22 protein-coding genes are annotated in these 18,462 nt (G+C 69.3%); 12 read left to right on the plus strand and 10 right to left on the minus strand.

Features of this window, described 5'->3' with window-relative positions:
* Window positions 1-19 precede the first annotated feature (19 nt).
* Window positions 20-787 (plus strand): crotonase/enoyl-CoA hydratase family protein, encoded by a 768-nt coding sequence (locus O4N75_RS04595; RefSeq protein WP_269628183.1) that lies wholly within the window; start codon window positions 20-22, stop codon window positions 785-787.
* A 115-nt stretch (window positions 788-902) separates the two neighbouring features.
* On the opposite strand, the gene O4N75_RS04600 is transcribed toward O4N75_RS04595, so the two are convergent.
* Window positions 903-1,358: an Hsp20 family protein gene (locus O4N75_RS04600; RefSeq protein WP_267234294.1), complete on the minus strand. Its 456-nt coding sequence runs from the start codon at window positions 1,356-1,358 to the stop codon at window positions 903-905.
* 262 nt (window positions 1,359-1,620) lie between these two features.
* On the opposite strand from O4N75_RS04600, the gene O4N75_RS04605 reads away from it, so the two are divergent.
* Both O4N75_RS04605 and O4N75_RS04610 read left to right on the plus strand, forming a co-directional pair.
* A complete protein-coding gene (locus O4N75_RS04605) occupies window positions 1,621-2,463 on the plus strand; it encodes a methyltransferase (protein ID WP_269628184.1) in 843 nt (280 codons plus the stop codon).
* A gap of 67 nt (window positions 2,464-2,530) precedes the next feature.
* A complete protein-coding gene (locus O4N75_RS04610) occupies window positions 2,531-3,418 on the plus strand; it encodes a methyltransferase (RefSeq protein ID WP_269628185.1) in 888 nt (295 codons plus the stop codon).
* On the opposite strand, the gene O4N75_RS04615 is transcribed toward O4N75_RS04610, so the two are convergent.
* A complete protein-coding gene (locus O4N75_RS04615) occupies window positions 3,415-4,026 on the minus strand; it encodes an MSMEG_1061 family FMN-dependent PPOX-type flavoprotein (protein ID WP_269628186.1) in 612 nt (203 codons plus the stop codon). The genes O4N75_RS04610 and O4N75_RS04615 overlap by 4 nt on opposite strands.
* A 157-nt stretch (window positions 4,027-4,183) precedes the next feature.
* On the opposite strand from O4N75_RS04615, the gene O4N75_RS04620 reads away from it, so the two are divergent.
* The 3 genes from O4N75_RS04620 (at window position 4,184) to O4N75_RS04630 (ending at window position 6,521) form a co-directional block, all read left to right on the plus strand.
* Window positions 4,184-4,627, plus strand: a complete 444-nt coding sequence (locus O4N75_RS04620; RefSeq protein ID WP_269628187.1) for a DUF3617 family protein — start codon at window positions 4,184-4,186, stop codon at window positions 4,625-4,627.
* 101 nt (window positions 4,628-4,728) lie between these two features.
* Window positions 4,729-5,040 (plus strand): SCP2 sterol-binding domain-containing protein, encoded by a 312-nt coding sequence (locus tag O4N75_RS04625; protein WP_269628188.1) that lies wholly within the window; start codon window positions 4,729-4,731, stop codon window positions 5,038-5,040.
* A 2-nt stretch (window positions 5,041-5,042) separates the two neighbouring features.
* Window positions 5,043-6,521, plus strand: coding sequence for an alpha/beta hydrolase (locus O4N75_RS04630; protein WP_269628189.1), 1,479 nt, complete (start codon window positions 5,043-5,045; stop codon window positions 6,519-6,521).
* On the opposite strand, the gene hisN is transcribed toward O4N75_RS04630, so the two are convergent.
* A complete protein-coding gene (gene hisN / locus O4N75_RS04635) occupies window positions 6,522-7,337 on the minus strand; it encodes a histidinol-phosphatase (protein ID WP_269628190.1) in 816 nt (271 codons plus the stop codon). It lies immediately after the preceding gene.
* Window positions 7,338-7,416: 79 nt separating this feature from the next.
* Window positions 7,417-7,818 (minus strand): helix-turn-helix transcriptional regulator, encoded by a 402-nt coding sequence (locus O4N75_RS04640; protein ID WP_056016904.1) that lies wholly within the window; start codon window positions 7,816-7,818, stop codon window positions 7,417-7,419.
* 126 nt (window positions 7,819-7,944) lie between these two features.
* On the opposite strand from O4N75_RS04640, the gene O4N75_RS04645 reads away from it, so the two are divergent.
* Window positions 7,945-8,859, plus strand: a complete 915-nt coding sequence (locus O4N75_RS04645; RefSeq protein WP_269628192.1) for a lysophospholipid acyltransferase family protein — start codon at window positions 7,945-7,947, stop codon at window positions 8,857-8,859.
* A 97-nt stretch (window positions 8,860-8,956) separates the two neighbouring features.
* Here the strand turns inward: O4N75_RS04645 and O4N75_RS04650 are convergent, their stop codons facing one another.
* The 4 genes from O4N75_RS04650 to O4N75_RS04665 all read right to left on the minus strand — a co-directional run bounded on the left by O4N75_RS04650 (window position 8,957) and on the right by O4N75_RS04665 (window position 12,149).
* On the minus strand, window positions 8,957-9,697 hold the full coding sequence (locus tag O4N75_RS04650) for a M23 family metallopeptidase (protein ID WP_269628193.1): 741 nt from the start codon (window positions 9,695-9,697) through the stop codon (window positions 8,957-8,959).
* Window positions 9,698-9,791: 94 nt separating this feature from the next.
* Window positions 9,792-10,010 carry a DUF2093 domain-containing protein gene (locus O4N75_RS04655; RefSeq protein WP_183771867.1) on the minus strand — a complete coding sequence of 73 codons (219 nt, stop codon included), beginning with the start codon at window positions 10,008-10,010 and terminating at the stop codon, window positions 9,792-9,794.
* A 68-nt stretch (window positions 10,011-10,078) separates the two neighbouring features.
* Window positions 10,079-11,536: an exodeoxyribonuclease VII large subunit gene (gene xseA / locus O4N75_RS04660; protein WP_269628194.1), complete on the minus strand. Its 1,458-nt coding sequence runs from the start codon at window positions 11,534-11,536 to the stop codon at window positions 10,079-10,081.
* 97 nt (window positions 11,537-11,633) lie between these two features.
* Window positions 11,634-12,149 (minus strand): GcrA family cell cycle regulator, encoded by a 516-nt coding sequence (locus O4N75_RS04665; RefSeq protein WP_269628195.1) that lies wholly within the window; start codon window positions 12,147-12,149, stop codon window positions 11,634-11,636.
* Window positions 12,150-12,399: 250 nt separating this feature from the next.
* Between O4N75_RS04665 and O4N75_RS04670 the strand changes: the two genes are divergently transcribed.
* A complete protein-coding gene (locus O4N75_RS04670; protein WP_269628196.1) occupies window positions 12,400-13,221 on the plus strand; it encodes an ABC transporter permease in 822 nt (273 codons plus the stop codon).
* 16 nt (window positions 13,222-13,237) lie between these two features.
* On the opposite strand, the gene O4N75_RS04675 is transcribed toward O4N75_RS04670, so the two are convergent.
* On the minus strand, window positions 13,238-13,648 hold the full coding sequence (locus O4N75_RS04675; protein ID WP_269628197.1) for a YbaY family lipoprotein: 411 nt from the start codon (window positions 13,646-13,648) through the stop codon (window positions 13,238-13,240).
* 225 nt (window positions 13,649-13,873) lie between these two features.
* Between O4N75_RS04675 and O4N75_RS04680 the strand changes: the two genes are divergently transcribed.
* From O4N75_RS04680 to O4N75_RS04695, 4 genes are all read left to right on the plus strand, one after another.
* Window positions 13,874-15,052: an aspartate aminotransferase family protein gene (locus O4N75_RS04680; protein WP_267232739.1), complete on the plus strand. Its 1,179-nt coding sequence runs from the start codon at window positions 13,874-13,876 to the stop codon at window positions 15,050-15,052.
* A 121-nt stretch (window positions 15,053-15,173) separates the two neighbouring features.
* Window positions 15,174-16,109, plus strand: a complete 936-nt coding sequence (gene argF, locus O4N75_RS04685; protein ID WP_269628198.1) for an ornithine carbamoyltransferase — start codon at window positions 15,174-15,176, stop codon at window positions 16,107-16,109.
* Window positions 16,110-16,175: 66 nt separating this feature from the next.
* Window positions 16,176-17,087 (plus strand): Hsp33 family molecular chaperone, encoded by a 912-nt coding sequence (locus O4N75_RS04690; protein WP_269628200.1) that lies wholly within the window; start codon window positions 16,176-16,178, stop codon window positions 17,085-17,087.
* Window positions 17,088-17,260: 173 nt separating this feature from the next.
* Entirely contained in the window at window positions 17,261-18,325 is a 1,065-nt protein-coding gene (locus O4N75_RS04695) for a hypothetical protein (RefSeq protein WP_269628201.1), read from the plus strand.
* Here O4N75_RS04695 and O4N75_RS04700 read toward each other — a convergent pair.
* The gene (locus tag O4N75_RS04700) at window positions 18,322-18,450 is read right to left on the minus strand and encodes a hypothetical protein (protein WP_269628203.1); all 129 of its coding nucleotides are present in this window, start codon (window positions 18,448-18,450) and stop codon (window positions 18,322-18,324) included. The genes O4N75_RS04695 and O4N75_RS04700 overlap by 4 nt on opposite strands.
* Window positions 18,451-18,462 lie beyond the last annotated feature (12 nt).

An 18,462-nucleotide genomic window follows, 5' to 3' on the forward strand; every position in this document is an offset into this window, starting at 1 on the left:
CAGCCAGGGAGAGCGCCGCATGCAAACCGTCAGTGTCGAAGTCCGCGGCCGCACAGCGGTCGTCACCATCGAGCGGCCCGAGCGCCGCAACGCCGTCGACGGCGCCACCGCCCAGGCGCTCTACGACGCCTTCAGGGCCTTCGACGCCGATGAGGCGCTGGATGTCGCGGTGCTGCAGGGCCGCGGCGGGGCCTTCTGCGCCGGCGCCGATCTCAAGGGCGTCAGCGAAGGGCGCGGCAATCCGGTCCACCGCGACGGCGACCTGGGGCCGATGGGCTGCACGCGCCTGGCCCTTTCCAAGCCGGTTATCGCCGCCGTCGAAGGCCACGCCGTCGCCGGCGGGCTTGAGGTGGCGGCCTGGTGCGACCTGCGCGTCGCGGCCGAGGACGCCGTGTTCGGGGTGTTCTGCCGCCGGTTCGGCGTGCCGCTGATCGATCTGGGCACTGTGCGGCTGCCGCGGCTGATCGGCCATTCGCGCGCCATGGACCTGATCCTGACCGGGCGTCCGGTCGGCGCGCGCGAGGCGTTCGAGATCGGCCTCGCCAACCGCCTGGCCCCCAGCGGCGGGGCGCTCGAGGCGGCGCTGGAGCTGGCCGCGCAGATCAGCGCCTTCCCGCAGTCCTGCCTGCGCAACGATCGGGCCTCGGCGATCGCCCAATGGTCGATGGACTGGGACAGCGCCACCCGCTTCGAGGTCGAGCTGGGCCGCGCCACCCTGGCCAGCGGCGAGGCGCGCGACGGCGCGACCCGCTTCACTTCCGGCCAGGGACGGCACGGCGCGTTCTGAGGCCAAAAGAAAGGGCGGCGCCTTGCGGAGCCGCCCTGCAAAGTCTGGGAGGGGAGTGGGGCGGCGCAGGTCGCTGCGCCGCCCCGGAGGGCTGGAAGCCGCCTCGGGGGGGAGGCTAGGCGGCCTTCTCGCCTTCGATCAGGTTGGCTTCGGTCGCGGTCGAAATCGCGATCGTGCGGGGTTTCAGGGCCTCGGGGAGCTCACGCTTCAGCGAGATGGACAGCAGGCCGTCTGCGAGCTTGGCCTCGGTGACCACCACGTAGTCGGCAAGCTGGAACCGGCGCTCGAAGTTGCGCTCGGCTAGGCCGCGGTGGAGGAACCGACGCTGGTCGTCGTTGGCAGCCTTGCGGCCCTGGACGGTCAGGAGGTTCTCCTTGACCTCGATGTTCAGTTCATCCGGACGGAAGCCGGCGACCGCGATCTCGACGCGATAGGCGTTCTCGTCGGTGCGCTCGATGTTGTAGGGCGGATAGCCCGCGGCGGCGTCGGCGCTGGCGGTCTCCAGCAGCGAGGCCAGGCGGTCGAAGCCCACGACAGAGCGGTAGAGCGGGGAGAAGTCGATCGTACGCATGAGTTGGTACCTTCTTGGCTTAAGCAAGGTTGCGTGGTTCGGACTGCACACGAGCCGCAATCGGCCTCGCCCTGTGTCCGGAAGGCCCAGATGACCAGCGCCTTCGAATGTCTAGGTGGGAGGCGATTTGTCCTGTTCAAGACCTGCGCCGGGCAACAATCGTGCATGGCCAGGCCCGCGAGCGTGCAAGCCGGGTTGTCAGCGGCGCGGGCCCCTCTAGGCTGCGCCGCGTCCAGGAAAACAACCAGAAGGCACGATGCAGATGTCCCCCCGTATGTTCGCGCTCGCCACCGCCGCGGCGATAGCCGTCATCGCCCAGCCGGCGATCGCGTCGGCCGAAGGCGCGGCCCTGAAGGCCGCCATCGCCGGCCCGCAGCGCAGCGCCGACCATGTCGCCCGCGACGCCGCGCGCCATCCCTATGAAAGCCTCGAATTCTGGGGCGTGAAGCCCAAGGCGACGGTCATCGAAATCTCACCCGGCTCGGGCTATTGGACCGAGATCCTGGCCCCCTACGCCAAGGCCACCGGCGGTACCTATGTCGCCGGCGTCGCCGATCTGGCCAATCCCAAGCTGTCGGACGGCGCCCGCAAGGGCCGGGCCGACTTCGAGGCCAAGTACGCCGACCAGGCCAAGTTCGGCCCGATCACCTATGTCGGCTTCGGCCCGGTCTCGGGTCCGCTCGGCGCGCCGGGTTCTGCCGACGTGGTGATCACCGCCCGCAATGTGCACAACTGGATGGGCCAGCCGGGCATGCTGGACAAGGTGTTCAAGGACTTCCACGACGTGCTGAAGCCCGGCGGCGTGCTGGCGGTCGAGGAGCATCGCTCCGATCCCACCCGCGCCCAGGTTCCGGGCGCTTCCGACGGCTATGTCGCGACCGACTTCGTGATCGCCACAGCCGAGAAGGCCGGCTTCAAGCTGGCCGCCAAGTCCGAGATCAACGCCAACGCCAAGGACACCAAGGACCACCCGTTCGGGGTCTGGACCCTGCCGCCGGTTCGCCGCTCGCCGGCTGCCGACAAGCCCGATCCGAGCTTCGACCGCGCCAAGTACGACGCCATCGGCGAAAGCGACCGGATGACCCTGCGGTTCGTCAAACAGTAGGGCCACGCTTTGACCATCGTCCCGGGTCAGGTAAGCCGCTCGGGACGATGGCGGGTTTGGAATTTACATGCGGCGTATTCTTGCAGGTTCGGCGGCTTCCTTCTCGCGGCGGGGCGCTCTGATCGGCGCCCTGGCGCTGGCCGCGTGCGGCAAGAAGGGGGAGGCCGAGCCCCCGCCGACCAAAGCCGCACGCAACATGACGCTGCAGGATGCGGTCGCCGGCGACTGGCGCCCGGCCGCCGACAAGGCGCGCGACGCCTGGCGCCATCCCGTCGAGACCCTTGAGTTCTGGGGCCTGAAGCCGGGCCAGACGGTGGTCGAGTTCTGGCCCGGCGCCGGCTGGTACACCGACATCCTCGCGCCGTATCTGGCGGCCAACAAGGGCAAGCTGATCGCCGCCGACCTAGAGCCGACCGACCCGGCCTCGACGGAGATCGTCGAAGCCTACCGCGCGCGTCTGAAGGCCAAGCCGAAGATCTATGGCGAGGTCGAGATCACCGCCTTCGGCCCGACCAGCGGCCCGGTGGCTCCGGCCGCCAGCGCCGACCTGGTGCTGTTCCTGCGCAACCTGCACAACTGGATGGCGGCCGGCATCGCCGAGAAGGCGTTCCGCGACGCCTTCGCCGCCCTCAAGCCCGGCGGCGTGCTGGGGATCGAGGAGCATCGCGCCCCGCCCGGCGGGGTGCAGGACGTCCTCGCCGCCAACGGCTATGTCCAGGAAGCCTACGCCGTGCGCCTGGCCCAGGAGGCCGGCTTCGTCCTCGACAAGACCAGCGAGATCAACGCCAACCCGGCCGACGACCGCGACCACCCGTTCGGGGTCTGGACCCTGCCGCCCGTGCGGCTCAGCGCGCCGCGCGGCGAACCGGCCGACCCCAACTTCGACCGGGCGCCCTACGACGCGATCGGCGAGAGCGACCGCATGACCCTGCGGCTGGTGAAACCCGCCAGCTAGAGCTGTTCCTTGTAGCTGGCGATGATCTGCTCGTTGGGGACCGGGACCTTTCCCATCTCCAGCTGCTCAAAGATCATCTCCGCGCCTGAGGGCAGGGCGCTGCGTTCGACCTGGGCGTCGGCCTCCCACAGCCGGGCGCGCATGATCGCCTTCGGACAGTGCAGGAAGACCTCCTCGACTGCGATCATCAGCACCAGGCGCGGCGTCTTGCCGAATTCGACGAACTTGGCGAGCAGGTCGGGATCGGCGGTGGCGCTGGCGCGGCCGTTGACCCGCAGCACGTCGTCGAAGCCCGGGATCATGAACATGAGGCCGATGCGGCCAGGGCCCGACAGCAGGTTGCGGATGGTGTCGAGCCGGTTGTTGCCGGGGCGGTCGGGCAGGTAGAGCGTCCGCCCGTCCTCGCTGACATGCACGAAGCCCGGCTCGCCGCCGCGGGGCGAGACGTCGATGGCGCCGTCCGGCCCGGCCGAACTGACCACGCAGAACGGCGAGAAACCGATGAAGGCGCGGCCGTGCTTCTCGACATGGTCCAACACCTTGTCGAGCACCAGCTTGCCCGGCTGGCGATAGAGCTCGTCGAGGCCGGTGAGATCGAGGGTCTTCATAGGCGTTCTCCCCGTTCTTGTTGAGAGTTGTTCGCAACATGCGCTTGATCCGGCGCGCTGTCATCCCAAGATGAACGGGCCTGCGCCCGGTTCTGTCAGCATGCAGTCACCTGCAAGCCGCTAGCCTGGCCTGAACTCGATGCGCTAAAGGCCAGAAATGCTCCGAAACGCCCCGCTCGCCCTGATCCCCGCCGTCCTGCTGCTGGCAGCGCCCGCCGCCGCCCAGGAACAGACGATCCTGCCGGGCTACTGGGACGTGACGAACAAGGTCTCGGCGATCGTCAGCCAGACCAAGACCGAGAAGCGCTGCATCACGCCGGCCGAGGTCTCGAAGTTCGTGATGGGGCCGTCCAATCGCCACTACAAATGCGACTACCCGACCCGGGTGTTCAAGGATGGCAAGATCCGCCTGAAGGGCGCCTGCGCCACCAAGAACGGCAGCAAGGCCGCGCTCGAGGCGACCGGCACCTACTCGCCGACCACCTTCACCATGAACGCCAAGATCAGCACCACCTATGCCGGGGTGCCGCTCAGCGCCAACGCCATCACCACCGCCAAGCGGATAAGCGAGACCTGCCCGGCGGCGCCGCCCGCCTCTTAACCAAGCCTGCGACGAAATCGCCGCTCAAACCCTGGCTGAGCCGTTTACTTGGCTCGCGCTTGAGGCGAAGCTGCCGCTCACGACGATGTGAGGCGGTGCGTATGACGACGACACTTGAGGAACTGACCCGGCGCGTGGCGGCGGCAGTGGGCGAGGACGCCGGCCTGGGCAGGACGTTCAAGGTCGACCTGCGCGGCGAAGGCTTCATCCATATCGACGGCGCCTCGGTGACCAACGAGGACAAGCCCGCCGACCTGACGGTTTCGATCAGCCGCAAAGACCTCAAGGCGCTGGGTGCGGGCGAGCTCAACCCGATGACCGCGGTCATCACCGGCCGGCTCAAGGTGTCGGACATGGGCCTGGCCATGTCGCTGCAGCCGCAGATGCAGGCCTTGTTCGCCAAACTGGGATGAGCATGTCGCCGGCGCCTTTGATTTCCATTCCAAGCGCGCCGGTTCCGGCCGGCGCCGAGGCGGCCTGGTTCGAGGGCGCGGGCAAGGCCCGGCTTCGGGCGGCGCTGTTCCCAGCCCGCGGCGCGGTCCGCGGCTCCATCGTGCTCAGCGGCGGACGCACCGAGCCGATCGAGAAGTATTTCGAGGTCATCGAGGACCTCACCGGCCGCGGCTATGTCGTCCTGGCCCACGACTGGCGCGGCCAGGGCCTGTCGCATCGCGAGCTTCCCGACCGGCTGGCCGGCCACGCCCGCGGCTATGACGCGTTCCTGGCCGACTACCACGCGCTGCTCGCCGCCTATGAGAGCCGGCTGCCGCAACCGTGGTTCGCCATCGGCCATTCGATGGGCGGCTGCCTGACGCTGCTGGCGCTGGCCAAGGGCGAGGCGGCGCGGTTCCAGGGCGCCATCCTCTGCGCGCCGATGCTGGAGCTGCAATTGGGCAAGACGCCGCCGACGGCGGCGCGGCTGATGGCCGGTCTCAATGTCCTGCTCGGGCGGGGCGGGGCCTATGCGCGTCCGGCCGGTCCGGCCGAGACCTTCGAAACCAACGTCCTGACCCACGACCGCGCCCGCTACGAGCGGGCCAAGGCGCAGGTGCGGGCCGAACCCAAGCTGGACCTGGGCGGGCCCACCTGGGGCTGGATCGACTTCGCGCTGAAGGCCACCGCCTACCTGTCGCGGCCCGAGACCTTGAAAAGCGTGACGATTCCGGTCGTCATCGTGTCGGCCGAACAGGATCGACTCGTCGACAACACCGCCCAGCGTGTGGCCGCGAGGAACCTGCCCGCGGGCGAGTTCGTCAATGTCGCCGGCGCGTTCCACGAAATTCTCATGGAGACGGACACAATGCGGAACATCTTCCTGCGTGCGTTGGACGCCTTGCTGGGCCGCTCGGCCCCCGCGCCGGCGGCGCCCAAGCCTCTGGAGCCGACGCCCATGACCGCCGCAGCGCCGGCTTCCGCGCCCGCGCCCGCCCCGGCTCCGGTCGCCGAGGTCAAGCCCGCGCCGGCGCCTGCGTCCAAGGCCGCTGAACCCGCGCCGGCCGCTCCGGCCGCCGTCGTAGAGGTCAAGCCGGCTGCGCCGAAGGCGCCTGCCGAGCCCAAGGCGGCGCCGAAGCCGAAGGCCGAAGCCAAGCCCGCCGCCAAGTCGGCGGCCGCTGCGAAACCCAGGGCGGCCCCGGCCGCTAAACCCGCGGCGAAGGCGGCCGCCAAGCCGGCTGCGAAGGCCGCTGCGCCCAAGGCGGCTGCTGCGCCGAAGGCGGTGAAGCCGAAGGCCGAGGCCGCGCCGAAGGCCAAGCCTGCCGCCAAGGCCGCTCCCAAGGCGGCGGCGAAGCCCGCCGCTGCGAAGGCCCCGGGGACCAGGGCCGCAGCTCCGAAGACCACGGCTCCGAAGGCGGTCGCTAAGCCGGCGGCCAAGAAGGCTCCGGCCGCGAAGAAGTAGCTATTTCGCCGAGCGGCGCAGGGCGACCAGGGCCTCGTCGAGGCAGGCCCGGTCGCCGGCGATGGCGATCTGCCCGCCGTTCGGCCCCACCGGCTGGCCACGCCAGTTGGTGACCAGGCCGCCCGCCCCTTCGATCAGAGGGATGGCGGATTCGATATCCCAGGACTTCAGCCCCGCCTCGATCACCATGTCCACCTTGCCCATGGCGACCATGGCGTAGGCATAGGCGTCGCAGCCCAACCGCGCCAGCCGCGCGGCCGCGCGCACCTGGGTCCAGGCGCCCAGTTCGGCGCCGTCGAAACAGGTCTCGGGATCGGTGGTGGCGATGGTCGCGTCGGTCAGCTTGGGACAGGCGCGGACCTTCAGGGGGGTGACCTCCCCACGGGCCAGCAGGCGCGATCCGCCCGCATGGCCGATAAAGACCTCGTCCAGATACGGCTGGCCGATGGAGCCGAGGACCGGGCGGCCCTGGTGGCGTAGGCCGATCAGCGTCGTCCAGAGCGGCAGTCCGGCGACGAAGGCGCGCGTGCCGTCCACGGGATCGAGCACCCACACGAATTCAGCATCGGGACGGTCTTCGCCGTACTCCTCGCCTATGACGCCATGTTCCGGAAAGCGGGCGGCGATCAGCTCGCGGATCGCGGCCTCCGCGCCCTTGTCGGCGGCGGTGACGGGGTCGAAGCCGCGCATGCCGCCCTTGTCCTCCAGCCCGTGGTCGGACCGGAAGTAAGGCAGGGTCACGCGCGCCGCGGCGGCGTTGAGTTCGAGAAGGAAGGCGTCGAGTTCGGCCAGACGGCCGGCGGCAAGGGCGGGCATGGCGACCGCTTTACCCCGCCGCCGGCCTCCGCGATATCCCCTGCCGGAGATCGCCAGGTCGGGCGCAAGCAGTCGGGCGTCAGGCCGCTTCGTGTTCGCCGTTCAGCGACTTGGCGAGATCGAGCAGCCGGCGGCGCGGACGTTCGCCGAGTTGGTAGTAGGCGCGGATAAGGTCGAGGGTTTCCTTGCTGCCCAGGACTTCGCCGCCGGCCTCGCCCGGACCTTCGCCCAGCGCCTGCTCGCGCTGTGCGGCGTCCGCCAGGCCGTCGTAAAAGTAGCCGACCGGTACTTCGAGCGCTTCCGACAGCTGCCACAGGCGGGCTGCCGAAATGCGGTTGGCGCCGCACTCGTATTTCTGGATCTGCTGGAACCGCACGCCGCAGGCGCCCGCCAGCTGTTGTTGGGTCAGGCCCAGCAGGCGCCGCCGCCGGCGCAGCCTTTTGCCCAGGTGAACGTCGATGTTGCTGCCCATGGGTTCCATCGCCCCCAGTCCTTCTGCTTGCCGCCCGTCTCAAAGCGAGACGACCTGGGTTCAATTTCGCAAGTCGCGCGCCAAGCGAGCGCTGTTCGCGTTGCGCGACAGGGAACGACGCGACTACTAGAGGGCATGACGCAGGCTAAGCCCCCGGTGGCGCAGGATCTTTTGTGGCGGTTGGAGGCCCTGGCCTTCGACGTGGTGATCGCCTTCGCGCGGATGCTGCCAGTCGACCTGGTGTCAGATTTCGGCGCCTGGTTCTTCAAGACCCTCGGCCCGCTGACCAGCGCCCAGAAGGTGGCCGAGACCAATCTGCGCATCGCCTTCCCGCAGGCCTCGGACGCAGAGATCGCCGATCTGCTGAAGGCGCAGTGGGACAATACCGGCCGCACCTTCCTGGAACTGCTGATCATGGACCGGATCATCGGCGCGCCCGACCGGGTCGAGATCGTGAATGGCCAGCGTTTCGATGAGATCGCCGCCAACCAGGAACCGGTGGTGTTCGTTTCGGGTCACTTCGCGAACTTCGAGGTGATGCCCGCGGCGATCGTCAACTCGCCGGTGAAGTGTCAGATCACCTATCGGGCGATGAACAACCCGCACGTCGAAAAGCGGGTGCGCGACTACCGCTTCCGCTACGGGGTCCGCTATTTCGCGCCGAAGGGCGGCGACGGCGCGCGCGAACTGCTGGCGGCGCTCGGACGCGGCGAGTCCGTGGCGCTGATGAACGACCAGAAGTTCAATGGCGGGGTCGCTGCACCGTTCTTCGGCGTCACCTGCCACACCGCGCCGGGGCCGTCGCGGCTGGCGCTGCGCTTCAACACCGTGCTGCAGCCGATGTCGGTGCAGCGGGGGCGCAAGGCCCGCTTCCGGGTGGTGGTGCACGAGCCGATCCAGCTGGAGCATACCGGCAACACCGCCGCAGACATCGACGCGGCGGTGCGCAAGATCAACGCCATGATCGAAGGCTGGGTGCGTGAGCGTCCGGCCGAATGGTTCTGGACCCACAAGCGCTGGCCCAACGAGACCTATCGGCGCAATCGCTAGAGCATTTTCCGCCGATGTGGCCGCCGGTGCGGCGAAGAAAATGCTCCAAATTCAAAAAATTCATGAGCAAGTTCGATCCGATTGGATCGGAATTGCTCTAGGCAGGTCCGGGCACGCCGACCATCAACATCGGGTTCATGTGCCGCCCGCGCCACTTCAGCCGCCAGCATAGGTGCGGGCCGGTGGCTCGGCCAGTCGACCCGACTGCGCCGATGCGCTGGCCGCGCGCCAGGCTCTGGCCGCCGGCGACGTCGACGCTGCTGAGGTGAAGATAGGCCGAGACCACGCCCTGGCCGTGGTCGATCATGACGATGCCGCCCTCGTACAGCATCCGCGGGTCGGCCAGCACCACGAGTCCGCCGGCGGGAGCGGTCACCGGCGTGCCGGTCGGGGCGGCCAGGTCGATGCCGTAGTGCGGCGGGCGCGGCCGTCCGTCGACGATCCTCTGGCCGCCGAACCGCGCCGTCACGCGGAAGTCGCGCAGCGGCGCTGAGAAGCCAGTCCTGAAGTCGTCCCGATCGGTGACGCTGGCGAAGGCGGCGGCCTTGCGGCGGCTCTCCTCGGCGATGCGCGCCTCCAGTTCGGGACTGGCCTGGCCCTGATAGACCCGCCGCAGGCCCTTGATGCGCTGGACGTCGTACTCGGCGCGGTCGATCTGCAGTTGGCGCGTCAGATCCGCGCCGCGGGCGTCGATGCGCACCCGTGCGTGGGGGCCGGCGTCGCGGTCGAAGCCGAGATAGAAGAACCCGCCGTCGGAAGCGCGAGCGACCATCTGGCCGTCGAGGAACACCTTCGCGCGCGGCGTGGTGCGGCCGATGGCGAAGCCGCTCTGCTGCATGCGCCCGCTGAGCGCCAGGTCAGCGGCCTGGGTCGGGGCGGCGAGTGCGGCGGAGGCCAGCCCGAGAACCGCCGTCCGGCGGTTCAGCGCGCCGTCAGGGATGCAGTTCCTTCCACCGCGCCAGCGCTTCGACCGGCGTGGCGTAGGCTTCCTGGAGGGCTGGGTTCCAGTAGCGCAGGGCCTCCACCGGGATCTTCACCTTGGAGACGGCGCAGATCACGTAGCGTCCCGGCTTGAGCACGACGAATTCGCCGTCGCCGTAGTGGAGCGAGGCGATGTCGGAGCCGGTGAGGTCGCGGTCGTGAGCGTTCATGGAGATCTATGTAGCGCGCCGGAGGCGGCGAGAACAGGGCGCGGCCTGACTTCGCCGCTGCGATGCGGTCAGAACAGGTCGCCCTGGTTGGAGGGGACGGGCGGCGGCTTGGGCGCGCGCGGGGGCTTCGCGGCCGGCGTCGGGGTCACGGGCGGCGCGGCGCTCGGCGTCCCGTCGATGGTCGCCTCGCGGCTCTGATCGGCGAAGACCAGCCGCACGCCTTCGCCGCTGGTCAGGGTGGCGCCTTCCCGCACCAGCGAGCCGTCGGCGCGGTGCACCCGGGCGAAGCCCCGTTTCAGCGGCGCGCTCGGGTCGACCGAGGCGTAGAGCTTCGAAAGGCTGGAGAGCCGCTCGGCGGTGCGGTCCAGGCCGCGGGTCATCGCCGGCTTCAGGCGGACCACCAGCCGCGCCAGCCGGTCGGCGTGAACCTGCTGGGGCCGTTGCAGCAGGCTAGGCGACAGCCGCGAGGAGACCCGCACCAGGTCGGTGTGGTGCGCCGCCACGTTGCGCGACAGTCCCGCGCCCAGCCGGCTGGAGGCTAGGTTGAAGCGCTGGGCGGCCATCTCCACCAGGTCGGGGACGCGGGCCAGCGCGCGGCCGGCGTGCTCGACCCGGCCGCGGCGGTCCTCGACCGTACGGCCGCCGCAGCGGTGCAGGCGGGCCGAGAGGTCGCCGATATAGGCCTTCAACTCGGCTAAGACCGGCGTGGCCATCTCGGCGGCGGCGGTCGGCGTCGGGGCGCGGCGGTCGGACACGAAGTCGATCAGGGTGGTGTCGGTCTCGTGCCCGACGGCCGAAATCAGCGGGATGCTCCCGGCCGCCACCGCGCGGGCCAGGGCCTCGTCATTGAAGGCCCAGAGATCCTCGACCGAGCCGCCGCCGCGCGCCACGATCAGCACGTCCGGGCGCGGCACGGGGCCGTCGGGCGCCATGGCGTTGAAGCGGGCGATGGCGTTGGCGACCTGTCCGGCTGCTGCGTCGCCCTGGACGACGACCGGCCAGACGATCACCCGGCAGGGCCAGCGGTCGCGGATGCGATGCAGGATGTCGCGGATCACCGCGCCGGTCGGGCTGGTGATGACGCCGACGACAGCCGGCATGGTCGGCAGCGGCTGCTTGCGGGCCTGGTCGAACAGGCCCTCGCCATGCAGCTTGGCCTTCAGGCGCTCGAGTTGGGCCAGCAGCGCGCCGACGCCGGCGGCCTCCATGGTCTCGATGACCATCTGGTAGCGCGAGCCGGCCGGATAGGTGGTGATCTTGCCGGTGACCACAACCTCCATCCCCTGTTGCGGGCGGATGGAGAGGTTCTTGACCGATCCCTTCCAGACGACGCCGTCAATGGCGGCGCGCTCGTCCTTGATGGTCAGATAGACGTGGCCGTTGGAATGATGGGTGACCTTGGAGAGTTCGCCGCGCAGACGCACGAACCCGTAGGCGTCCTCCAGCGTGCGCTTCAGCGCGAACGCGAGCTCGGAGACCGAATAGGCCTTGGCGTTGCTGTCGGTGTCAGGCGCGACGTCGGTCATAGGGCAGACATAGCGGCGTGCGACGCCAAAAAGAAGTTCGGGCGCGCCCGACAGCGAAGCTGCCGATTGGCGCGCCCGGAACCCATCCCCCCGGATACTAGATGTAGCGGCGCAGCGAGCGGGCCAGTTCGTTGGCGCCGCCGCGCTTCTTGGTCTGCACCGGCTGATAGGCGACGCGGGCGTGCTCCATGCAGTAGGGGCCCTCGTCCTGGCGGCGGCCGCAGAAGGTGAAGCTGTCGCTCGACGGATCGCCGATCGGCCACTTGCACATGTGGGCGCCCAGGGTCAGCACCGTGGCCGTGCCCGGGGCTTCCTCGACATAGCGCACCGGCGACGGCGCCGGGGTCGGCGCGGCGGCCGCGACAGCGGCCGGTTCGGCGATGCGGCGCGGCGCGGCCGGAGCGGCGGCGGCCGGACGGGCCGGACGCGGGGCCTTGAAGGCCGGGCGCGCCGGCTTCGACGGTGCGGCGCGTCCCGACAGGCCCAGGCGGTGGACCTTGCCGATGACGGCGTTGCGGGTCACCCCGCCCAATTGTTTGGCGATCTGGCTGGCCGAGAGGCCGTCCTGCCAGAGCTTCTTCAGACTCTCGACGCGTTCGTCAGTCCAACCCATGTCTGGCTCCACCCGGTTGTACGCCCCCAGCGCCGCCCCCGCGGGTGGCTGGGATCTACATCTTGTGGCAGTCCGAAATCTGACCGCCCTCAACTACTAGATATCGTAACCCATCCATTAATGGCCACAATAGGCGCCCTCAGCTTCGTCCACAGAAACTAGATATTGATTCTGTCCACAGGGTTCGCGTTTTAAGCGGCGCCGTGACGGGTGCTTGCGATCCGGCCCAAGCGGGCGCACATCCTGGGCCATGAAGGACATGCCCGCCGCCGACGCCGTCATCCCGCCGCAGCCCCGCGACTACCACGGGTTCAACTGGGCCGGGTTCGGGACCCTCTACGCCCGCGAGGTGCGCCGGTTCTGGAAGGTCGGCATGCAGACCCTGGCCGCGCCGGTGGTGACGGCGCTGCTCTACATGATGGTGTTCGTGGTGGCCGTGCGGGGCGCCGCCCCGCCGATCCACGGCACGCCGTTCGCGGTGTTCGTGGCCCCGGGCCTGATCATGATGCAGATCCTGAACAACGCCTTCGCCAACTCCTCGTCGTCGCTGCTGCAGGCCAAGTTCAACGGGCTGGTCGGCGACTTCATGACCCCGCCGCTCACCCCGGTCGAGCAGGTGCTGGCTTTCGCGCTGGGCGCGGCGACCCGCGGGGTCGTGGTCGGGGCGGTGACCTTCGCGGCGATCCTGCCGTTCGCCGCCCTGCCGATCACCCACGTCTGGGCGGTGCTCTATTTCGGGATCAGCGCGGCGCTGATCCTGGGCATGCTGGGCATCATGGCCGGGCTGTGGGCCGAGAAGTTCGACCACATGGCGGTGGTCACCAACTTCATCATCATGCCCCTGACCTTCCTGTCGGGGACCTTCTATCTGGTCGACCGGCTGCCGGAGCCGTTCCGCACGGCCAGCCACTACAACCCGTTCTTCTATCTGATCGACGGGTTCCGCTACGGCTTCATCGGCCATGCGGAAGGCTCGCTGATCGCTGGCGTCGGCATGACCGCGGGGCTGGTGCTGGCCTTCGCCTGCCTGTGCCTCTGGATGTTCGAGACCGGCTATAAGCTGAAGACCTGAGCCGGCCCCGACGGTCTCAGCGCTGCGGCACGCCCACGGCGATCATCTCGACGTGGGTCGGCGCGCCGCGGGTGATCACGGGGGTGTGGGTGTCGGTGATGAACCGCAGCTTGCCATCGACCTCGATGCGGGCCGACACCGAATAGGTGTGGCGCGGGTCGATCTTCGCGGGGTCGTAGTTCAGCGTGAACTTGTAGGGCGGCGAGCCGCCGGTCAGGACCTGGGTGTCGATCACCTTGGCGGGGGCGTCCATCATCGAGGTGTCGGCCAGCGTCACCGTGACGGTCGCGGTAGGCGGCAGCATGATCCGTTCACGATAGAGCACCGAGCCGGTGACCTGGGCCTTGGCGGCGGGCGGGGGTTCCATGGATGCGCATCCGGCGATGGTCAGGGCGGCGAGCGGAGCGAGAGCAAAGATTGGCTTCATTCGGGGCCTCCTCGGGGATAAACGTGGCCAAACATGGACCCCTGCGGCCAAGTGGTCCATGAAGCTTCACAGAAGCGGTCATTGACAGACCGTCGTTCCCAGCGGAAAACGCCAAGCCTTCCAGTCCCCGCCGCCAATGCCGCGGGGACGCTTACGTTTTCGGAGGGCATCCCCGTGACTGAAAAGACCGCGCAACAAGCCGCGACCGTTCCCAGCGACCACATCATGGGCGTCTATAATCGCGCCCCGCTGGCGTTCGAACGAGGCGAGGGCGCGCGCCTGTTCACCACGGACGGAGAGGCCTATCTCGACTGCATGGCCGGCATCGCGGTGAACGCGCTCGGCCACTCGCACCCCAAGCTGGTGCAGGCGGTGAAGGACCAGGCCGAGAAGCTCTGGCACGTCTCCAACGTCTTCAAGATCCCGGGTCAGGAAAAGCTGGCCAAGGTGCTGACCGACGCCACCGGCCTGGACGAGGTGTTCTTCACCAATTCCGGCGCCGAGGCGATCGAGTGTGCGATCAAGACCGCGCGCAAGTATCACTGGGCCAAGGGCCAGCCCGAGCGGATCGACATCATCGGCTTCGACGGCTCGTTCCACGGCCGCACCCTGGCGGCGGTCAACGCCTCGGGCAACGCGGCCTATCTCGAAGGCTTCGGTCCGCGCATGCCGGGCTTCGTCCAGCTGCCGTTTGGCGACATGGAGGCCCTGAAGGCCGCCGTCGGCCCGACCACCGCGGCGATCATCGTCGAGCCGGTGCAAGGCGAGGGCGGCGCCCGCGCTCTGACCGACCAGCAGCTCCAGGCGATGCGCCAGCTCTGCGACGAGACCGGCACGCTGCTGATCCTCGACGAGATCCAGTGCGGTCTCGGCCGCACCGGCAAGCTGTTCGCCTGGGAATGGGCGGCCGGCGTGAAGCCGGACATCGTGGCCCTGGCCAAGGCCCTCGGCGGCGGCTTCCCGGTCGGCGCCTGCGTCACCAGCGCGGCGGCGGGCGCCGGCATGACCGTCGGCTCGCACGGCTCGACCTACGGCGGCAACCCGCTGGCCATGGCCGTGGCGCTCGCCTCGATGGAGGAGCTCGCCAAGCCCGAACTGATGGACCACGTCCGCGAACTGGCCGGCTACTTCACCCAGCAGTTCAACGGCCTGAAGGACCGCTACCCGGACGTCGTCCTAGACATCCGCGGCAAGGGCCTGCTGATCGGCCTGAAGCTCGCCACCAACAACCGTGAGTTCATGCAGCACGCCCGCGACGCGCACCTGCTGATCGCCGGCGGCGGCGACAACTGCGTGCGCCTGCTGCCGCCGCTGACCCTCACGCTCGAGGAGGCCCGCGAGGCGGTCGAAAAGCTGGAACGCGCCTGCGAAGCCGCCCGCGCCAAGGCCAAAGCCGCCGCCTGATCCCCATTCCGCCGCTCATTCCCGCGAAGGCGGGAACCCAAGCCGACTCCCAAGCGCATCGCATCGGCATTGCAGCTTGGGTCCCCGCCTTTGCGGGGATGAGCGGGTTTAGGACCTCACCATGACCCAACCCGTCAGACACTTTGTCGACCTCTGGAAGATCGAAGCTTCCGACCTGCGCGCCATCCTTGACGACGCCAAGGCGCGCAAGGCCGCCCGCCGTGGCTGGCCTCAGGGCCGCGTGGACGGCGACGCGCCGGCCCGCGAGCGGACCCTGGCGATGATCTTTCAGAAGAACTCCACCCGCACCCGCTTCTCGTTCGACGCGGCCATGCGCCAGCTGGGCGGCGACGTCATCATCTCGACCGCCAACGACATGCAGCTCGGCCGCGGCGAGACCATCGAGGACACCGCCAAGGTGCTGTCGCGCATGGTCGACGCCGTCATGCTGCGCGCCAACAGCCACGAGGACGTCGAGCGGCTGGCCTACGCCTCCACCGTGCCGGTCATCAACGGCCTGTCCGACAAGGGTCATCCCTGCCAGATCATCGCCGACCTGATGACCTTCGAGGAGCATCGCGGCCCGCTGGCCGGCAAGACCCTGGCCTGGGTCGGCGACGGCAACAACGTCTGCTCCAGCTTCATCCACGCCGCGCCCAAGCTCGGCTTCAAGCTGAACATCGCCAGCCCGGCGCTGTATCACCCGGACCTGATGGACCTGGCCCGCGCCGCCGACCTGCAGGGCCAGGTATTCACCACCGACGACCCGCGCGAGGCCGTGCGCGGCGCCGACTGCGTGATCACCGACACCTGGGTCTCGATGGGCGACGTCGACCATGACGAGCGCATGGAGGCCCTGGAGCCCTATCAGGTCGACGGCGATCTGATGTCGCTGGCCGCCAAGGACGGCGTCTTCCTGCATTGCCTGCCGGCCCACCGCGGCGAGGAAGTCACCGATGACGTCATCGACGGCCCGCAGTCGTTGATCTGGGACGAGGCGGAAAACCGCATTCACGCCCAGAAGTCGATCCTCGCCTGGTGCTTCGGGGCGATCTGACCGCGACAAGGGGAGGCGAGCGCTAAAGCTCGCAACTTCGGCCTCGCCCCCCTATATGCCGCCACCATGTCCGACACCGTCATGAACGCCATCCCCGACGACATCGTCGCCCCCTTCCAGATCGAGGGCGAGGCCGTGCGCGGCCGCCTCGTCCGCCTGGGCCCGGCGGTGCACGAGATCCTGTCCGGCCACGCCTATCCCGAACCGGTCGCCAACTTGCTGGGCGAGGCCTGCGCGCTCGCCGCCCTGGTCGGCTCCAGCCTGAAGTTCGACGGCCGGCTGATCGTCCAGGCCCAGGGCGACGGCCCGGTGCGCTATGTCGTGGTCGACTACGACACCAGCGGCGCTCTGCGCGGCTATTGCCGGTTCGACGCGGACGAGGTCGCCAAGCTCAGCACCGGCTTCGCGCGACCGGGCGCCAAGAGCCTGCTGGGCGGCGGCGTGTTCATCATGACCGTCGACCAAGGCCCGGACATGGACCGCTACCAGGGCGTCACCGCCATCGAGGGCGAGACCCTGGCACTCTGCGCCGAGCAGTATTTCGCCCAGTCGGAGCAAACCCCGACCCGCGTGCGCCTGGCCGTCGGCCAGGCCGACGTCGGCCAGGGGCCGCAATGGCGCGCTGGCGGCATGCTGATCCAGAACATCGCCGAGGACGACGCCCGCGGTTCGACCACCGAGGCCTGGGTGCGCACCCAGGCGTTCTTCGAGACCATCGGCGAAGACGAACTGCTCGACCCGACGATCTCGGCCGAGACGCTGCTGTTCCGTCTGTTCCACGAGGACGGCGTGCGGGTCTTCGAGCCCAAGTCGCTGCAGGCCTTCTGCCGCTGCTCGCAGGACCGCATCGAGACCGTCTTGAAGTCCTTCGGCGACGACGAGCGGGCCGACATGGTCGAGGACGACGGCCAGATCCGGGTGACCTGCGAATACTGCTCGACGGTCTACGCCATCGACCCGGCGGCGCTTAGCTCGTAGCGGTCGTCCCGGTTTGCGAAGCGAGACGGGGACCCATGAACACATGGTGCTATAGTCTCCAGCTCGAGTCTCGCCGTTTGGCGCGAATGGGTCCCAGTCTTCGGCTGCGCCGAACCCGGGATGCTAGCCTTTGCGGGCTGGTCTCCTGCGCCCGCTGACGCGACTATGGCGGCATGGACGACGCTGACCGCGAATTTGACGAACTCGCCGCCCTGACCGGCGCGCTTCTGGGCGCCTTGGAGGCGCTCGCCTTGATCGGCCGGCGGCTGAACCCGCCGGACCTGCCCGCGTTGCTGGCCGCGGTCGGCGCGCCCGAGGCGGCCCTGCACGAACACCTCCAAAGGGCGATCGCCTGGCAGGGCCCGGTCGCGGCGCTGCGGGGGCCGTTGGAAGAGGTCGGCCAGGCGGTCATTTCCGCCTTCGAGGGCCTGCGCGCGGGCGCGGCGGCCGGCGACGTGATGCAGTCGTTCAAGGCGCTGCGCCATGGGCCGCGGGCGCTCGAAGCGCTCTATCCCCTGGCCGGCCTGCTGCCGCCGGTGAGCCGCTTCTTCCTGGAGCCTGCCGTTCGCAGTGACGCAGAACTGCAGGCGCGCTTCAACGCTCCGGCTCCGCACACCGGCGTCATGCACGGCGGCGGCGAACCGGGCGCGCGCGGCGCGTTCTCGGTCTATGTGCCGGAGTACTATTCCCCCGACCGCGCCTGGCCGCTGGTCGTCGCCCTGCACGGGGGTTCGGGAAACGGCCGGGCGTTCCTGTGGAGCTGGCTGCGCGCCGCCCGCAGCCACGGCGCGATCGTGGTGGCTCCGACCGCGATCGGCCAGACCTGGGCGCTGACCGGCCCGGATCTCGACACTCCGAATTTGGCGCACATCATCTCCGAGGTCGGCGCGCGCTGGACCCTGGACAGCCAACGCTTGCTGCTCACCGGCATGAGCGACGGAGGCACCTTCAGCTATGTGAGCGGGCTGGAGCCGGCCTCCCCGTTCACCCATCTGGCGCCGGTGGCGGCCGCCTTCCACCCGATGCTGGCCCAGATGGCCGCTCCCGAGCGCCTGCGCGGCCTGCCGATCCAGGTCGTTCACGGGGCGCTGGATTGGATGTTCCCGGTCGATATGGCGCGCGAGGCCGTCCGCGCCTTGGACGCGGCCGGCGCCGACGTCGCCTATCAAGAGCTTCCCGACCTCGCGCACGCCTATCCGCTGGAGATGAGCGCGGAAATCCTGGCCTGGCTGACCTAACCCTTCCAAGGCCGCAGCCGCGGCAGCCAGCGCGGCACGTTGGCGAAATAGGGGCCGTACTGCGCCGGAAAACTGCGGCTCAGGGTCGGCTCTTCGTAGCCGATCAGCGAGTGCGTCCGGGTCATCGCAGGGCCTCC

Origin of the sequence: Phenylobacterium sp. NIBR 498073 (assembly GCF_027286305.1) — a bacterium.
Classification (GTDB): Bacteria; Pseudomonadota; Alphaproteobacteria; order Caulobacterales; family Caulobacteraceae; genus Phenylobacterium.

Coding starts and splice junctions, on each gene's coding strand:
- argF (WP_269628198.1), top strand. CDS start 15,174: ATGACCCAACCCGTCAGACACTTTGTCGACCTCTGGAAGATCGAAGCT.
- O4N75_RS04645 (WP_269628192.1), top strand. CDS start 7,945: ATGACGCAGGCTAAGCCCCCGGTGGCGCAGGATCTTTTGTGGCGGTTG.
- hisN (WP_269628190.1), bottom strand. CDS start 7,337: ATGCCCGCCCTTGCCGCCGGCCGTCTGGCCGAACTCGACGCCTTCCTT.
- O4N75_RS04605 (WP_269628184.1), top strand. CDS start 1,621: ATGTCCCCCCGTATGTTCGCGCTCGCCACCGCCGCGGCGATAGCCGTC.
- O4N75_RS04595 (WP_269628183.1), top strand. CDS start 20: ATGCAAACCGTCAGTGTCGAAGTCCGCGGCCGCACAGCGGTCGTCACC.
- O4N75_RS04695 (WP_269628201.1), top strand. CDS start 17,261: ATGGACGACGCTGACCGCGAATTTGACGAACTCGCCGCCCTGACCGGC.
- O4N75_RS04610 (WP_269628185.1), top strand. CDS start 2,531: ATGCGGCGTATTCTTGCAGGTTCGGCGGCTTCCTTCTCGCGGCGGGGC.
- O4N75_RS04680 (WP_267232739.1), top strand. CDS start 13,874: ATGGGCGTCTATAATCGCGCCCCGCTGGCGTTCGAACGAGGCGAGGGC.
- O4N75_RS04675 (WP_269628197.1), bottom strand. CDS start 13,648: ATGAAGCCAATCTTTGCTCTCGCTCCGCTCGCCGCCCTGACCATCGCC.
- O4N75_RS04600 (WP_267234294.1), bottom strand. CDS start 1,358: ATGCGTACGATCGACTTCTCCCCGCTCTACCGCTCTGTCGTGGGCTTC.
- O4N75_RS04650 (WP_269628193.1), bottom strand. CDS start 9,697: ATGCAGCAGAGCGGCTTCGCCATCGGCCGCACCACGCCGCGCGCGAAG.
- O4N75_RS04690 (WP_269628200.1), top strand. CDS start 16,176: ATGTCCGACACCGTCATGAACGCCATCCCCGACGACATCGTCGCCCCC.
- O4N75_RS04670 (WP_269628196.1), top strand. CDS start 12,400: ATGAAGGACATGCCCGCCGCCGACGCCGTCATCCCGCCGCAGCCCCGC.
- O4N75_RS04665 (WP_269628195.1), bottom strand. CDS start 12,149: ATGGGTTGGACTGACGAACGCGTCGAGAGTCTGAAGAAGCTCTGGCAG.
- O4N75_RS04630 (WP_269628189.1), top strand. CDS start 5,043: ATGTCGCCGGCGCCTTTGATTTCCATTCCAAGCGCGCCGGTTCCGGCC.
- O4N75_RS04700 (WP_269628203.1), bottom strand. CDS start 18,450: ATGACCCGGACGCACTCGCTGATCGGCTACGAAGAGCCGACCCTGAGC.
- O4N75_RS04625 (WP_269628188.1), top strand. CDS start 4,729: ATGACGACGACACTTGAGGAACTGACCCGGCGCGTGGCGGCGGCAGTG.
- O4N75_RS04615 (WP_269628186.1), bottom strand. CDS start 4,026: ATGAAGACCCTCGATCTCACCGGCCTCGACGAGCTCTATCGCCAGCCG.
- O4N75_RS04640 (WP_056016904.1), bottom strand. CDS start 7,818: ATGGAACCCATGGGCAGCAACATCGACGTTCACCTGGGCAAAAGGCTG.
- O4N75_RS04655 (WP_183771867.1), bottom strand. CDS start 10,010: ATGAACGCTCACGACCGCGACCTCACCGGCTCCGACATCGCCTCGCTC.
- xseA (WP_269628194.1), bottom strand. CDS start 11,536: ATGACCGACGTCGCGCCTGACACCGACAGCAACGCCAAGGCCTATTCG.
- O4N75_RS04620 (WP_269628187.1), top strand. CDS start 4,184: ATGCTCCGAAACGCCCCGCTCGCCCTGATCCCCGCCGTCCTGCTGCTG.